General features: G+C 62.3%; 11 protein-coding genes and 1 tRNA gene. 2 read left to right on the top strand and 10 right to left on the bottom strand.

Going from position 1 to position 16,405, the window contains the following annotated elements:
- Nucleotides 1-36 precede the first annotated feature (36 nt).
- The gene (locus tag QYC26_RS13530) at nt 37-810 is read right to left on the bottom strand and encodes a queuosine precursor transporter (protein WP_317512747.1); all 774 of its coding nucleotides are present in this window, start codon (nt 808-810) and stop codon (nt 37-39) included.
- Between the two features lie 97 nt (nt 811-907).
- Between QYC26_RS13530 and QYC26_RS13525 the strand changes: the two genes are divergently transcribed.
- Nucleotides 908-984 (top strand) — tRNA-Arg (locus tag QYC26_RS13525).
- Nucleotides 985-1,089: 105 nt separating this feature from the next.
- Here QYC26_RS13525 and QYC26_RS13520 read toward each other — a convergent pair.
- The 9 genes from QYC26_RS13520 to QYC26_RS13480 form a co-directional block, all read right to left on the bottom strand.
- Entirely contained in the window at nt 1,090-2,391 is a 1,302-nt protein-coding gene (locus QYC26_RS13520; RefSeq protein ID WP_317512746.1) for an MFS transporter, read from the bottom strand.
- Between the two features lie 55 nt (nt 2,392-2,446).
- The gene (locus tag QYC26_RS13515; RefSeq protein ID WP_317512745.1) at nt 2,447-3,496 is read right to left on the bottom strand and encodes a tyrosine-protein phosphatase; all 1,050 of its coding nucleotides are present in this window, start codon (nt 3,494-3,496) and stop codon (nt 2,447-2,449) included.
- Nucleotides 3,497-3,522: 26 nt separating this feature from the next.
- Nucleotides 3,523-5,760 carry a TonB-dependent receptor gene (locus QYC26_RS13510; protein ID WP_317512744.1) on the bottom strand — a complete coding sequence of 746 codons (2,238 nt, stop codon included), beginning with the start codon at nt 5,758-5,760 and terminating at the stop codon, nt 3,523-3,525.
- Nucleotides 5,761-5,977: 217 nt separating this feature from the next.
- The gene (locus tag QYC26_RS13505) at nt 5,978-7,213 is read right to left on the bottom strand and encodes a TetR family transcriptional regulator (RefSeq protein WP_317512743.1); all 1,236 of its coding nucleotides are present in this window, start codon (nt 7,211-7,213) and stop codon (nt 5,978-5,980) included.
- 997 nt (nt 7,214-8,210) lie between these two features.
- A complete protein-coding gene (locus tag QYC26_RS13500) occupies nt 8,211-9,314 on the bottom strand; it encodes a tyrosine-protein phosphatase (RefSeq protein WP_317512742.1) in 1,104 nt (367 codons plus the stop codon).
- The gene (locus tag QYC26_RS13495; protein ID WP_317512741.1) at nt 9,314-11,839 is read right to left on the bottom strand and encodes a TonB-dependent receptor domain-containing protein; all 2,526 of its coding nucleotides are present in this window, start codon (nt 11,837-11,839) and stop codon (nt 9,314-9,316) included. The genes QYC26_RS13500 and QYC26_RS13495 overlap by 1 nt, the downstream gene beginning before the upstream one ends.
- A 146-nt stretch (nt 11,840-11,985) precedes the next feature.
- A complete protein-coding gene (locus QYC26_RS13490) occupies nt 11,986-12,960 on the bottom strand; it encodes a FecR family protein (protein ID WP_317512740.1) in 975 nt (324 codons plus the stop codon).
- Nucleotides 12,954-13,412, bottom strand: coding sequence for an RNA polymerase sigma factor (locus QYC26_RS13485; RefSeq protein ID WP_317512739.1), 459 nt, complete (start codon nt 13,410-13,412; stop codon nt 12,954-12,956). The genes QYC26_RS13490 and QYC26_RS13485 overlap by 7 nt, the downstream gene beginning before the upstream one ends.
- A gap of 204 nt (nt 13,413-13,616) precedes the next feature.
- Nucleotides 13,617-15,548 (bottom strand): NAD(P)/FAD-dependent oxidoreductase, encoded by a 1,932-nt coding sequence (locus QYC26_RS13480; RefSeq protein ID WP_317512738.1) that lies wholly within the window; start codon nt 15,546-15,548, stop codon nt 13,617-13,619.
- 162 nt (nt 15,549-15,710) lie between these two features.
- Between QYC26_RS13480 and QYC26_RS13475 the strand changes: the two genes are divergently transcribed.
- Nucleotides 15,711-16,388 carry a helix-turn-helix domain-containing protein gene (locus QYC26_RS13475; protein WP_317512737.1) on the top strand — a complete coding sequence of 226 codons (678 nt, stop codon included), beginning with the start codon at nt 15,711-15,713 and terminating at the stop codon, nt 16,386-16,388.
- Nucleotides 16,389-16,405: the final 17 nt, after the last annotated feature.

Here is a 16,405-nt window from a genome sequence, read left to right as displayed (position 1 = left end):
AAGCGATTGGGGAGGGCCGTTGACTGCAGATGCAGGTCACACACCCGTCTTGAACGGCGTGAAGTTGGTTCCCTCGTCATAGACGTCGACGCCCTCGCGCCGCTTGAGGAAATTGACGACCAGATAGGTGACGGGCGTCAGCAGCACTTCCCAGCTCACCTTCAGCACCCATTGCGTCAACAGCACCTTGAGCACCAGCCCGCCCGTCCAGCCCGCCGCGCCCATGAAGGCGAGCGGGTAGAAGATCAGGCTGTCGACCCCCTGCCCCACCACGGTCGAGCCGATGGTGCGACTCCATAAATGCTTGCCGCGCGTCCAGATCTTCATCTTGGCGAGCACAAAGCTGTTGGCGAGTTCGCCCGCCCAAAAGGCAATGATGCTGGCAAAGACGATGCGCGGCACCTGCCCGAAAACCGCCTCATAGGCGGCCTGCCCCGTCCAGTCCGCCGCCGGTGGCAGCGCCACGACCACCCACGACATGAACGCCATGAAAATGAGCGCGGAAAAACCCACCCAGATGCACCGGCGCGCACGCGCATAGCCGTAAACCTCGGTCAGCACATCACCGATCACATAGCCGACGGGGAAGAACAATATGCCCGCGCCGAACGGCCAGTCGCCGATCAACGGCAGATCGACCGTCGCCACCTTGCCCGCGCCCAGCACGTTGGACAGCAACAGGATGGCCACGAACGCCGCCATCACGAAATCGAAATAGCGCATCGGCCGATCGCGCAGCAGATTGGCATCCACCGCAACCGGCGCCTGCGCCGATGGCGCGCCCTCAGGCTGAACTTCCCCCGCATTCATGCGAACAAACTATCGCGGTTTCCTCCGCGCGCAATCCACGCTATGCGCAAAAATCTGTTCGCCTCTCCGCACCAATCGGATAACGGAGCCGGCATGCGCGCCCGTAGCTCAGTTGGATAGAGCACGAGCCTTCTAAGCTTGGGGTCGCAGGTTCGAATCCTGCCGGGCGCACCATTTTCGTTCAGAGATGGGAAGGCACGATATGTGATGACCTCCCGGAAACCGGCGCCACGAACGCAGGTTTGCCCCCGATGATCCTATGCGCGCGCCGGAAATCAGTTATGCAGGCGCCCGGATGGGCTGCTTGAGGCGGTTGCCGAGCGCTGAGCGTGCCATGTGCAGAAGCGCGACTGCGACCAACGATACAGAAATCATCACCAGCCCGGTCGTCAGCGTGGTAACGTGCAGCCGATCGCGTCCTGCTGCATCGATCCACAGGCCCGCGGTCATGCCGCCAAGTCCCGTCGCCAGTTTGATGCAGGTCGTGAACAGGCCGAACGCCAATGCATGATCCTGCGGCTGGGCCCGTTCCTGCACGGTGCGGGTGAAAGCGTACCAGATGACGATACCGATCCCCCCGGTGCCGCAGCCTATCAAAACCAAGCATAGCAGCGCGAGCGGTTGAAAGGCCAACGCCCATGGCAGCACAGCGACGAAAAATGCCGTCAGCAGGAGCGACGCGGACAATCCCGATGCGCCGAACCAGGCCGCGATATGGCCCCAGCAGGCGCTGACCAGCAAGCGGCCGGCATTGATCAGCATGATCGAGGCCGCGCCCCAGGCATAAAGACCGGCATCAAGATGCGGTAGCACCTTGGTAAGGGCGGACAGGCCGACGCCGACCACGCTTGACGTCAAGACCAGCCCCACTAGCCGCCGATCCGCCCAGGCATATTTGCGGCCGCGCCGGCCGGGGCTCGCGAGCGCCGGCACGCCGGATGTCGCCACCCGCGCAAACAGGCCGGGCAGTGGCAGCATAAACAGCCATCCGATCAATGCGATGGCAACAAAAAGCGCAGCCAGGTCCGCCATCGACAAGGCATCCTGCGCCATGACCGGGAAAGCGATGGCACCGATCAGAAGCGTAGCGGCACTCGACCACAATGTACGCGCGCGAGATAGCGGCAACGCCTTATCGGGCGTCGCCGCGATGCGGCTGGTCAGCGCATTGTGCGGAACATCGATCCACGCAAAGGCGATGCGAAAGAGGATGATCGCCGCCAGCACCATGTCCGGCGTTCCCGGCGCAAATAGTGGCAAGGCGGCAAAGGCGATGGCGGCGAGCGCGAGGATGCCGTGATCCATCGCCGGCCGCGTTGCCACCATTTTGGAGCGGATATAGCCGACGGCGGTATCCGCCAACGCATTGGCCAGCGCACCCAGCAGGAAGATCACGCCAGCGAGGCTCGCGGGCAGATCCAGATAACGGATCATCACGAAAAGCGAGAGGAAGCTCGCGCCCCGGCACAACAATGTCTTGCCGAAATGAACGCAGAGATAACCGCGCACGAGCGCTTTTTCGTTCAACACGCGCCTCCCCCCAGTCAGCGTGAGATTGGCTAGCAACCGATCGATCCGCAAGCGCTAAGGCGTACGCCTGCGCCACCGGGGAGGACGGCGGCGCAGGCACAGCATATTATTCGAGCAAAAACGTCTTCAGGCGGTCCTGATCCGCAGCACTCAGGCCGATCACCTCGCGCAGATAGCCCTCAGGTGAACCGTTGCGCTTGCTCATTTCTTCAAAAGCCATCTCCAGATAGGCGGGGTCGGCGGCGAGCAGCACTTCCCCGACATGCCGGGGCAGCGCTGCCATCTTCGGGTTGATGGCCTTGTCCCGCTCAAGCGCCATGGGCAGATAGCGGTTGGTAAGGCCGTAGTCGGCGACCACAGTCTCGCGTGGCACGCCGAGTGCGGTCAGCACCAACGCCGCGGCGATCCCCGCGCGATCCTTGCCGATGGTGCAGTTGAAGGCGAGCGGCGTTTGACCAGCGGCAAGTTGTCGGAACATCTCGCGATAGGCTGGTGCCTGCTCATAAGGGATCGCGCGATAACTCTCGGCCATCAATTGGCGCGCCTCGGCCGCCGTCACCTTGGGATCAGCCAGGCGGCTAAGATCGCCGCCGCTCATCGCGTAATCCCTCGCCCAATAGCCGACCTGCGCCGCCGTCGCCCATCGGTTCGGCTCGCCCTGCCGCTCGCGCTCCGTGCGAAGATCGTACACAGAACGGATGCCGAGGCCGCCGAGATAATCGAAATCCTGCGCGGTCAGGCCGCTCATCGAGCCCGAACGATAGATCTTGCCCCAGCGCACCGTCCGCCCGTCGCTTGCTCGATAACCGCCAAGGTCACGGAAATTGCGACCGCCTTCAAGGGGCAGCAGCCGCTCCGCCACCCAGTGGCCATTGCCCTTGGCGGGTTGGACAAAAAAATAGGGCCGGCGCGTATCGTGCACCGTCACGTCCGCCGTGCCGTCACGATCGTCATCGGCAAGCTGGCGCCGTTCCGAAACCGGCGCATCGGGCCGATCCGCGACAAACAGATCGACAGGTGTGTCGCGCCATTGCGGCCAACTCACCCGATAGCCGCCGTTCGGGGATCGCTCGACGCTGACATCGGACCCGGTGTCTGTCACCGGGAGGCCTTTGGCGAATACACCGGTGCCGGCGATCATCGTCGCCAGCGTCATCGCAAGGATGTATTTCATGATCGACCTCAGAACTGGAACCGGACGTCCACGCCATAGGTGCGCGGCTCGTTGAAAAAGACTTGGTTCACTCTCACCTGGCCGGGCGCCGCGACCTCGAAATCGAACAATTGTGTTTCGGCGTTGGTCAGGTTCTTGCCCCAGATCGAAACATCGACCTTGCCCGATCCAACCTCCACATCGCCGAGCGTCAGCCGTGCATTGAGTTGTACGACCTTGTTGGAGAGCGTCGGATCGGTCGAACTCGAATAAACTCCGCTCGACCAGTTGCCGTCGACATGTGCCGAAAGCGTGCCGATCGCGAGGGCCGGGAAGCGATAATCGAGCGCCATCGTCGCCGCATGGCGCGGCGTTTGCGAGACTTTGATCCGCTGCACCACATTGGTGAACGGGTTGGTTTCGGGCGGCACATCGGTATCGGTGAAGACATAGTTGCCGGTGAGCGAGAAGCCGGCGCCGGGCGCGATCGTCAGGTCGGCCTCGATACCCTTGAACTTGGCGTCGCTGGTCCCGTTGATCGTCTCGGTCGACGAAGCGGTGGCTGGCGAGGTGAAATCGGTCTGCTTGTCCTTCAACCGGCTGGCATAGGCGGCGAGGTTCAGCCGAACATGGCGGTTGAACAGGTCCGATTTCAGGCCAATTTCCCACGATTCCACGGTCTCTTCGGCATAAGGCCGGAAGATCGCCGATCGCGAATTGGCGCCGCCGGCCCGGTAGGCATTGGCCCAGCGCAGATAGGTGTTCACCTCATCACTGATGTCGAACGCGATCGTCGCCGCGGGATCGACACGTTTCGATCCGAACTCGAAGCGCAGCGTCGGGGATGCATCCACACCACGCAGCTTGAGCAATCGGCCATGCTTGCTGTCATCCGTATAACGAAGGCCGCCGGTCAGATGGAGACGATCGTCAAGGATCGGAGGGGTCCATGTCGCCTGCCCGTAAAGCGCCTTGGACTTGGCATGGGCTTCGCTGGCGCGATCGGGGAAAGGGGTGCTTGAAAAGGGCGTAGCCAGCGTATTCAGTGCCGTGCCATCGGCGTTGAACCGTGCCGTGTACGGGGCGTAGGCGATGTCTGTCGCATCTTCGTCGAAATAAAAGGCGCCGAGGACATAGTTGAGGCGATCGGTCGTCCCGACAAGCTGGAATTCTTGACTGAACTGGTCCTGATCAATTTCCGCGAAGCTCAGCCGCCCTTCAAGGCCGTTCGGGCGATATGCGAGAAAAAGTCCGGATGAATTGTCATACTGGGTCTGGTTGATCTTCCGATAGGCGGTGATCGACCGCAGCGTCAGCGTATCGCTGATATCCCATTCGGCCTGCAGCATATGCCCTTTGACCTTGCCGACGCTGGGATCGAGCACGAAGCCAGCGCGCGCGTCGCGCGTCCGCCCGCCATCAACCGAGAATATCGGCGCAAGCGGCGGAGCGCCTGGCAGCAGATATTCGATATGGGGATAGCCGCCGGTGCTCTTGTCGGTCGAATTGTCATAGGCGTATTGGACACTGACATTGTCCGTGGGTTCCCACAATGCCGCGACCCGGAAGCCGTAGCGCTTGACCGCGCTCCAGTCGGATGCTCCGGGAAGCGGATTCTCCACCCAACCATCGCGCTTGTTGTAAATGCCGTCCAGCTTGATGCTAATGCCCGCCACTTTGGGCAGATTGACATGGGCGGCGATGTTGCGGCCGTTCCAGTTGCGCACACCCCCGGTCACATCGACGCCGAATTCCCCGGTCGGCTTTTTGGTGATGATACTGACAGCCCCGCCGACCGCGTTGCGACCGAACAAGGTACCCTGCGGACCGCGGAGCACCTCGATTCGTTCGACATCGACCAATTCGGTGCCAAGCCCCTGCACGCGGCCGAGATAGACGCCGTCGATATAGATGCCGACGGTCGTATCACGGCTGATCTGCGTGGCATCGGTCGGCACCAGGCCGCGCATGCCGATCGTTACAGCAGACGCGCGACCGCCGAATGGGGCGATGCGCAGCGATGGCGCGGCGCCGTTAACGAAATCGGTGATGTTGGCAATACCACGCGCCTCCAGCGCACGTTCCCCAAGAACATCGATGGAAATTGGGGTGTTCTGAAGCGATTCCTCTCGCTTCTGAGCGGTGACGATGATGTCCTCAATCCCGCCCTGAGATAACGGTTGTACTGTCTCATTTGCATTTGGTGCGGCGATCGCCGCAGCACCCCCTCCAGCAGCAATGATAACAGAAACCGCCGATCTGAGCATCAAACCTATACGAAATTTACGTACGACCTGCGTTCCATAGGTTGATTCGTGTGCGAGCTTTGAACTTGCCATCATGTCCCCTCTCTCGGTTGCGCCAGCGAATCTTGGGTCACTGGTCAACAAACATGACGAATGTACTGTTTCTTATACGACATGCAAATGACCTTTCACGTCGCAGCACTACGAGACGTATCAAGCGCGGCCGCGATGAACGGGATCAGCTGGCGAGTTCGACGAAATCGTTCATTACGGCCGAAAGGCGACCGGTACTGGCAATACCGCGGGCCATTGCGAGGAAAAGATCGCCGCCGAGAACCATGGAAGTCACTTGCGCGGCGCAGCGGTCATAACGCTCGGGATGCGCAAAAAGCGCAGCGCCCCACAGGCTTGTGGATTGGCCGCGATCCTTGCGTCGCCGCGCGACAAGCGGCGCGAATGCCGGGTCGCGAGCCCCGGCCAGCGCAATCATATGCGTCGCCCGCGACAACCCTACAGCGGCATTCTGGTGGCCTATCGCGCCACCATGTTCCTTGGGATCAGGCAGCAAGCGGCGTCGAACGCCGTCAAGATCAAGGTTTTCGCGAAACCCTTCATAGAGCGCTTCGTTGCCGGCGCGGACAAGGTCCATATGCGTTCGAAAATGGTGGGCGACAGCCGATGGCGAAACACCCAGGGCGGCAGCGACCGATCGATGCGTAACTGCCGAAAGCCCACGATCGCGCATGAGCGCTGCGGTCGTTTGCGCAACCGGCCACGCACTCGATTTGGTAAAGTTCGCAATCGGCTCTGTAGGTGCAAGCATATCGATAAGATGATCGAACAGATCGCTCTCCATGGCCTGCGCGTCCGCCAGAATGCCGCCACAGAGTCGTCGGATGCCCATATCGCGCATCAACCGATAAGACGGGTCAGCGCCAAGCACGACACTGTAGAGCTGTTCGCCCACCACATATTTCATGATCACCCGGGCGAGAGCTTCGGCCTTCGGATGACGGTTGATCAGCAGTTGCCGCCAAAAGCGCTCACGCTCTTCAATCCATGGCGTCACGAGCGCATGCAGGCTGGGATCAATGCCCGCCTCCAGCAACAGTTCCTCCCAGAAGATCGCCGCCTCTCGCCGGTTGATCGCGGTATCGTCGAGGTAGCCGGACACAACAGCAGCCAGTGTCGCGCCGCTGAAGCTGGGCACAGATGAAAGCCGGTCGATCCATCGGTGATCGGCCGCATCGCTGGCCGCCCGCTCGGCCTCCAGCAACAATGCGATCAACTGCTCCTTCTTGCCGACACGATAGCCGATCTCGCCCATCGTCCAACCGCTGGCACCCGCCACGGCGCGCAGACTGAGCCCACGAAGCCCACGCTCGGCCACAAGATTACGCGCGGCGGTGGCCAGCGCGGGCCAGTCTGCCGCACCCGCCTCCACCATCCTCGCGCCCGGCACATCCTTCATCATGGTCTTCGTCGGCAGGAGCGCCTCGCTGGTTGGGCGCGCGCATCGCCGAGCCCGGTGACGCTGACCAACCATGGCCAGCAAAATGCTACAATTGCTCGATAGTCGGGACTGGAGCAAGAGCGCCCGATCGAACAGCCTGCGGCGAGGCAGCCACACGGCATGGGCGTCATCGCGGACGTTCAAACGCGCCGCGTCATATGGTCGGAGCGGCTGTTCTTTAGGTGCCGGCGAATATCCCGAACGACTGTATCAGGGAATTGCAGCAGAAATTTTCCAAAAATCTGAGCGCACATCTCTCATGCCGGGTGCATCGACCGCGTTGACGAATTCCGGCCGTGAACGCCCGTCAGGTGCCGGATACGGAGAGATGCGCCCGATCGGCAACGCTACCGGGGGAGCGGACGTTGCCATCGGCCTCCACGAGGTCCGGTTTGGGTGAAAAGCGGACATTAGCTTAAGGACCATCGTGGAAGACGCCTATCGCTACCCAAAGTGCCGAAAAATATGCAACCCCAGCCAGACCGATACTCGCAAACAAACGGACGAGCGCTTTCTTCCAAAATGCAAGCGCCACCGCGATTGCAGGCAATGCTATCGCGCAGATGACCACGAACTGCGGAGCATGCGCCTCGTAATGTAGAACCGCAGCAGCGCTACCTGCGACCACACAGGCCAGAACCCCCAGTCCTATTTTCGCAATCGCATGAGTGGCCATGGCAGCAACTTTGCAGCAGTTGCTAATGTCCGCAATGGTCGTGACCTGCCGTTTCGAACAATCGCCGCTTTGTCGGCGTATCCGAACAGTCCGGCTTTGGTCGTGAGCCGCTACAGACAGCAACGACGGCGCATCCCGAACGGTGGCTTTTTGACACAGAAGCCCTCCACGCCCCGCCTCCACGCCGCCCGCAAAAAAATAAGACCATATGGCCTGAGCCATATGGTCTTGAAGTTTTCAGGGGAACCCGGCGCCAGAAACCGGGCGTTGGGAATAACGAACCTATTCGAGATATTTGGCGCGCAATTTTTCTAGATCACCATCGGTCAGGCCGATGACCTCGCGCAGATAATTGTCGACCGATCCCCAGCGTGCATCGATCATGTCGAATGTCGCAGCAAGGATCGACTGCCCGTCCTCCCCGTATAGCGGCTGCGCGGCGTCGCTGCCGTCCGCCTTTGCCTTCGCGAAAAAGGCAGCGATGGGATCGTTGGGAAATTTGGAAAGGTCGATGGGCGGCATCTCGAATTGCGGGCGCCGCGCGGTTGTCGACAGATGGTAATCGCGCAGGATCGTCTCGCGCGGGACACCCAGTGCGGCGAGGATCAGCGCGCTGGTCATCCCCGCGCGGTCCTGCCCGGCGGTGCAGTGGTAATGCACCGCGCCCTGCTCGGTTTCGAGCACGTCGAACACCTGGCGGAACAGCGGCGCCAGTGTGCTGGCCACGCTGCCATAGCCACCGATCTTGGGCAGGCCGATCGCTCCGCGCGAGCTTTCGGGGATCAGGCTCTGCATCGAATAATCGCGGGCGATGGTGCGGCGCTTGGCGTCATCTGCCAACAGGCTCGGCGTCATCCGCCGCTCCTCGTTCGAGCGCAGATCGATGGTGGTGGTGATGTTGAGTCGGCCGACCTGCTCCAGATCCTGCGCACTCAGCATCGCGGGCGCGCCGGAACGGTAGATCATCCCCCAGCGGACATGCCGCCCGTCCGCCGTTTCATAGCCGCCCAGATCGCGAAAGTTCGATGCGCGCTCGAAACGCAGCACCCGTTCGCCAGCCCAGATCCCGTCCTGCATCGGGTCTTTCCGGCCGCCATTCACGACGACGTGGAAATAACCGCGCCCCGTAACCGCGCTTGCCGGAATGACGACGCTGCCCCCCTTGCCGCGTTCGACAAGCATTTTTCGGGGCGCCGCATGATCGGGCGCGCTGGCCACGAATATCGCCACCGGTGCCTTGGGGTCATCGGCTTTCCAGTTGACCAGATAATCGCCGGTTTCCTTGCGGAAGACGCTGGCCTCGCGCACCCCCGGCGCAGCGCCCGCCATCGCGGCGACGGATATCAGCGAAGCCGACAGGGCGGCACGCACACATAATCTACGCATCAGAACTTCACCTTCAGATCGACGCCATAGGTTCGCGGCTCGTTGTAATAGCGCATCGCTCCGTTGATCGTGCCACGCCCGGTGATCCCGATATCGAAGACCTCATAGGCGGTGTTGGTCAGGTTCTTGGCCCAGAGCGAGACCGAGGCATCCGCCCCGCCCAGATCGAGATCGCCCAGCGTCACCCGCCCGTTGAGGAGCCAGTAGGGACTGGTCTTCGTATCGTCGGTCGGATGGGCGTAGAATCCGCTCGAATAATTGGCGTCGACATGGAACGACAGCGCGCCGAAGGACCAGGGCTCAAGCCGGTAATCGGCCGACAGCGAGGCGGCGTGGGTGGGCGCGATGATCAGCACCACCCGATCGACATTACCGGTAAACGGGTTGAGCTGGGGCGGGACCTTCCAATCGGTATAGGCATAGCTTCCGGTAAGCGTCACGCCCCGCGCCGGCACCACGGTCAGATCCGCTTCCACGCCCTTGATTGTCGCGGGCTGGTTGGTGTTGATGGTTTCGGTAACCGAACCTGCCGCCGGATTGTTGAACAGGATCTGCATGTCGCGCAAGCGGGCATGATAGGCGGCGAGGTTGAATCGCGCGCGCCGGTCGAACAACTCGCTCTTCAGGCCAAGTTCCCAGCTCTCGACTTCTTCCTCGCCAAAGCTGCGATAGGTGGGTGAGCGCGAATTGGCGCCTCCCGAACGATAGGCGGTACCCCAGCGCAGATAGGTGTTCACATCCGGCGTCCAGTCGAACGCGATCGTCGCCGCAGGATCGAGCCGCTTGGATTCGAACTGATAGCCAAGCGATGACGGCTGGCCGGCCACCTTGACCATGGAGCCTTCCTTGCGATCGTGCGTCCAGCGCAACCCGCCCGTCAGGTGCAGACGCTCGTCCAATATCGCGGGCGTCCATGTCGCCTGGCCGAACACTGCGGTCGACTTGACATGGTTGACGCTCGCCCGATCAGGAAAGGCGCCGCCCGTCATCGGATCGAGCAGTTCGATGCCCGTCCCGGTCGCGTTATACCGCGCCGAATAGAGAACATGCGCAAGGTCATTCGCGTCTTCCTCGAAATAGAAGCCGCCAAGAACATAGGTCAGGTGCTCATGCGTCCCGAGCAGCTGGATTTCCTGACTGAACTGGTCCTGATTGACATTCGCGATGCTGTAGCGGGCGGTCATGCCGCCGGGGCGGTAAGCGAGCGTGAAGCCGGTATCATTGTCGAACTGCGACTGGCTCAGTTCGCGGTACGCCGAGATCGAACGCAGCGTCAGTGCATTGTTGATATCCCAGGTCACATGCAGGCTGTGCCCCTCGGTCTTGCCGACGCTGGGATCGAGCGGAACGCCCATCCGCCCGACACGCTGGCGCCCTTCGTCCAGCGTGATGAACGGCGCCAGCGCGCCCGGCGCGGCGGAAGTCAGGTGCGAATAGCCCGCGGTCGATTTGTCGCGAGACTTGTCGAACGAATATTGCACCGAAATGTCGCTCGTCGGCTCCCAAAGCGCGGTCGCGCGCGCGCCGTAGCGATCATAGGCATACCAGTCCCACGCGCCCGCAAGCGTGTTGTCGATCCAGCCGCCGCGCTCGGACCAGACCCCCTCCAGCTTCACCTTGATGTTCGCGAATTCGGGCAGGTTCACATGCGCGCCCAGATTATGGCCGTCGAAATTGCGCACGCCTGCATCCAGCGTGCCGCCCCATTCACCGGTCGGCTTCTTCGAGGTGATGCTCACCGCGCCGCCCACCGCGTTGCGCCCGAACAAGGTGCCCTGCGGCCCGCGCGCCACCTCGATCCGTTCAACCTCGAACAATTCCGAACCCAGCCCCTGCGCGCGGCCCAGATAGACGCCGTCGACATAAAGGCCGACCGACGCATCACGGCTGATAGACCCGGCATCGAGCGAGCCCATGCCGCGTATCCCGATCGCAAAGGCCGAAGCACGCCCCGAAATCGGCATCATCCGCAGCGACGGCACCGCGCCGCCCATCAGGTCGGTCACGCCCTTGATGCCCCGCTGTTCCAGCGAATCCGATGTCATGACCGCGATCGAAATCGGCGTATCCTGCAGATTCTCCTCGCGCTTCTGCGCGGTAACCACGATGTCCTCGATCACCGGCGCATCCGACACGGCCGCCCGCGCTTCAACGGGCGCGGCGGCCTGCGCCGGTGCGGCGGCAGCAGCCGCCGCTACCGGTACCGGCATGGTGCGCTGCGCAATCGCATGGACGCGCGGGCGCTCCTCGGGTTCGGCGAGGATGAGATAGGATCCGTTCGCTGTCGGTCGCGCCGCCAGGCCACTGCCGCGCAACAGCTTGTCCAGGCCCTCGCGCGCCGTGAACGCGCCGCGCAGCGCGGGGGCCGGGCGGTTGCGCACGGTCTTGGGATCGAAGGCGATTGAAACCCCCATCGCGCTCCCCAGCGCGCGGAGCGACGTCCCAAGCGACTGCGCAGGAAGGTTGACCGTATAGCTCGCCTGCGCATGAACCGGCGCGGAATAGATCGCTGCCGATGCAAGCACAGAAACACCCAAAGACAACCGAACAACATTCGAAAAGATCATGGACGCCCTCTCCATAAAAATTCAGCGATTATCGAAGCTTCGCCTTGTATTTATGAAGACGGCTGATCCGAGGATTTCGGACATTTTTATTATTTCATTATTTTTTATCGGCTTAAGTGTATTTCATTGCCCCTGATCTCGACATTCAATTGATGGAGCAAAGCCACCGTCTCGGCGAACTGCATCGGATCGCGCGTGGCAAACACCCCCGATAGCCGAACCGAGGCCACCGATGGGTCCATCACGATTTCCCGGTCATCGACATAGCGATTGAATTCGGCGGCTGCGTCGATCAGCCGCGTGTCATCGAACATCACCTCGCCCTTTTGCCATGCCGTGACGATGTTGAGCGCCGGATGATCGACCACCGCCCCCGCCTTGGCGGTCAGCGTGATCCGCTCGCCAGGCGTGAGGATGGCGATCCGGCGCGCAGCGCCCGTCCCGCCCCTCGGCTTGTGCGACACCTCCACCCGCCCTTCGATCAGCGTCACCGCTGTCTGTTCGCGGCCGTCGCGCACCACGAAGGTCGTACCCAGCGCGCGCACCCGCTCTTGCCGGTGCTGCACCACAAAGGGGCGCGCCGGATCCTTGCTCACCTCGAACAGCGCCTCGCCACGCTCAAGCCGTACGCTGCGCTGCCCTGAATCATAATCCACCGCGATCGCGCTGTTGGTATTCAGCGTCACGCGCGTGCCATCGGCCAACCGCACCATGCGCTGCTCGCCGGTGCCCGTCTCGTACCGGTCCCCGCGCAGCCCCGAAATGGGCGCCGCCGTCAGGAACAGCAGAGCGAGCATCGCCATCGCGGCCAAGCGCCTGGCCACCCGCGCCTTGGGCGGCGCAATAACGCCCAGCGGCTCGGGCCCGCGATCAAGAAGCGCCGGCTCAAGGCTTCCCGGAATCAGGTCCCAGATCTCGCACGCGCGGCCAAATGCCGCACGGTGCCGCCCGTCCTCCTCCAGCCAGTCAGCCAGCGCGCGTTCCTGTTCGGGGCTGCCCAGCCCCCGCTGCACCCGCGCCAGCCACATTGCGGCTTCGGCATCGATCGCGCTCTGCGCGCGCATGGCCGGACCTACCATCCGTCCATCCAGTGCATCAGCTTCAGCGTGGCGCGCGCGATCTGCTTTTCCACCGCCGCGATCGACAGCCCCTCGCGCGCAGCAATCTCGGCCACGCTCAATCCATCCAGCCGCCGCGCGATGACGATCCGGCGGGTCTTCTCATTGAGGCGGTCAAGCCCCGCGCGCAGATGCGTCAGCCGCGCACGTGCCGCCGCGATATCCTCGGGCGTGGGCTGGGTGTCGATGATCGCTTCAAGGTCCACCGCGCGGTGCGAAAAGGGGGAGCGTCCATTGCTGCGCTGACGATCGATCGACAGGTTGACGGCAGCCGTCACAAACAGCGCCTCTGGCGTCCGCACTTCATGTCCCTTTTCATATTGGGTGATCCGCACAAAGGCATCGTGCACCAGATCGTCGACGTCATCAGCCGGAACGCCGCGACGCAACAGGACGCGCTTTGCCTTTGCCATGATCCTTTCGATCGTCACCCGTGCCTGCGCCCCCTTGCCCCTTCAGACGCGGCAACGGCGAAAACCGGACAAAATTTTCGGCGCATCACAGATTCCTCCGGCAGCGCATCGATCGCGCCGCGCGCGCCAGACATTCACTAAACACAATGTAGAGGCAATGATTCGTGTGGCGGCGGCCGGCTGGCACCGGCCGCCGCCACCCCATCAGCTATGGAATTCGAACTGGTCCAGCTCGGGCGCGCGCGTCCAGGTCCAGTAGTCGACCAGACGGAATGGGAAGGACATGAAATTCCGGCCCCGGCTATTCTTGTAATAGCCATTGGCCTTGGGGTGGCTCCAGATCATCTTCGCCAATTGCCCGTCGATCTTGGCGTTCCACGCGTCGAACGCGGCTTGCGAGGGTTCAAGGCTCGCGGCCTTGCGGCTTTGCAGCGCGTCGAGGCATTCGATGATGTAATGGATCTGCGTCTCGGAAATCAGATTCTGTCCGGCCGCGTGATTGGGTGCGCTGTTCGGCCCCACCGTGTAGAACAGGTTGGGATAGCCCGGCATGGTGATACCCATATAGGACCGCGCGTCATCGGTGCCCCATTCGTCGGCAAGGCTGCGCCCGCCGCGCCCGATAAAGGTCTTTCCGCCCACCATGTCGGATACGTTGAACCCGGTCGCGCAAACGATGATGTCGACCGCGATCTCGCGCCCGTCGGCCATGCGAATGGCATGGGGCAGCACTTCGGCGATCGCGTCGGATTCGAGGCTCACATTGTCGCGGCCAAGCGCGTCGAACCAGCCATTGTCGAGCGTGATGCGTTTGCCGAACACCGGATAATCGGGCGTCAGTTTCGCGATCAGGTCGGGGCGATCGGCGAATTTCGACTGCATATATTGCAGCGCATACTGGCGGATCGCCTCGTTATGCGCGGAAACCGAGGGCGAATCCTCGGGCCAGGCCGGATCGCGCACCACATTGGCGTACAGCCCGTCGCCCGACGCCCAGTAGATGCGAAAGCGGAACCATTCGAAATAATGCGGAATATGGCGCAGCGCCCATTTCTTCGCGGGCGTCACCGGGGTGTCGATCTCGGGATTGTAGATCACCCAGTGCTTTGATCGCTGGAACACGGTGAGGTGCTCGGCCAAGGGCGCGATCGCGGGCACCAATTGCGCCGCGCTGGCGCCGGTGCCAATCACCGCCACCTTCTTGCCGCGCAGATCAAGGTTCGGGTCCCAGCCAGCGGTGTGGAGCAGCGTGCCCGCGAAATTCTCCAGCCCCGCAATCGCCGGCCATGCCCAGCGGTTGAGCGGGCCATGCGCGTTGATCACCGCATTGGCGGTCACCTCCTCGACGCTGCCATCGGCCTTTTCCAGCGTCACCCGCCACAGATTGGCCTTGTCGTCATAGACGCATGTCGTCACGCGGGTTTCGAAGCTGATATTGTCGCGCAGGCGATATTTGTCGGTCACGCGCAGCAGGTAATCCTGCATGTCGCTGCCCTGCGGGTGATAGTGATTCCATTCGGGGTTCAGTTCGAACGAATAGGAATAGAAATGGCTGGGGGTGTCGACGCCAACGCCCGGATAGATATTCTCGAGCCAGGTGCCACCGATATCGGCGTTTTTCTCGATGATCCGGTAATTATATCCCGCCTCGCCCAGCTTGATGCCGGCCACGATCCCGGTCAGCCCCGCGCCGATGACGAGCACCTTGAAATCAGGGTCCGGCGCTTGCCGCCCGGCCAGCGTGCTGCGCGGCAGCGGGCGTTCAAAACCCATTTGTTCAAGCAGCAACGGCACGAATTCGTCGTCCACCGGCTCGCCCACGCTCACCGTCATCATCCGCTGCATCAGTGCGCGCGGCAGAGGCGTTTCGTCCCATTGATCGGGGTTGGCCAGCAACTGCGCCAGCTTTTCGCGCAGTTCATCGGCCAGCGCATCGGGAACGGCACTTGGCTCGGGGGAAAAGGCGGGGCGGATATGCGGGGCGAAACGATCGAGCATGCCGGTATCGCGCGACAGCTGGACATACACCATCAGCAGCGTCGGCACATTCGCATCCGCCAGCGCCGCACGCAGCGCAGCGCCCTCCAGGGGAACAGCCTTTCCGGTTTCCCGGGAAAGCTCGATCGCACAGTCCATTTCCGCCTCCTATATTATGTGGGTGACCACTTACTTTTTCGAGGGGGCGGCGTCAACCATGCTGATCCCAGCTTGCGCGGCTCCCTGCCATGCGGGACGGATCATGATAAAAGCTTGCGGCAAACGCTTGCCGTGCAACCCGGCGCAAGGCTAGGTAGCCGCATGGCAAGAAAGAAAATTCCGAGCGCGGATCGCCGCGTCCTGATCCTCGCTGAGGCAAAGTCGATCTTTGCGGCCAAGGGATTTGACGCCGCCACCCTGCAGGAAATCGCCAAGGCCGCGAAGATTTCGGAAGCGCTCATCTATCGCCACTTTCCGACCAAGCAGGGGCTGTACCGCGCGGTACTTCGCCTGATGATCCGCGAACAGAACGCCAATTTCGCAGATCTCGCGCTGCTCGAACGCAACACAAACGGGGTGCTGACGACGCTCGCCGCCTTTATCGAGGCCTGTCTCACCCCGCAAAATACGCGCCAGATGGAAAGCGTACGCATCCTCTTCGCCAGCCTCGCGGGCGACGGCAAATATGCGCAGCTCATCTATCGCCGCGCCATCCGCCTCACCGTGCCGTTTCTCGACGAGGCTCTGGCCGCCGCACGTGCGGCGGGAGACTTGGTCGGCGATCCGATTTCCGCCACCAACGGTACATTGTTCGTCGACCATATCGGCTCGATGATCGCCGCCTATCGGTTCACCGCGCGCACCGCGCACACTCATGAAGGCAATGACGCAGAACTGCTGCGTCAGGCGGTCACCTTCTGCGCGCGCGGCTTCGGCATCCGTGAAGACTGCATCAACCGTTTCTTCGACGAATATCAGGCGTCCCGGCCCGCGGCCTGATCCGCGCCGCGTCGAGG

Source organism: Sphingomonas sp. C3-2, from assembly GCF_033025475.1.
Taxonomy (GTDB): domain Bacteria; phylum Pseudomonadota; class Alphaproteobacteria; order Sphingomonadales; family Sphingomonadaceae; genus Sphingobium_A.
Note: the sequence above shows the minus strand (reverse complement) of the source record. Positions and strands in the feature narration are given on the sequence as shown.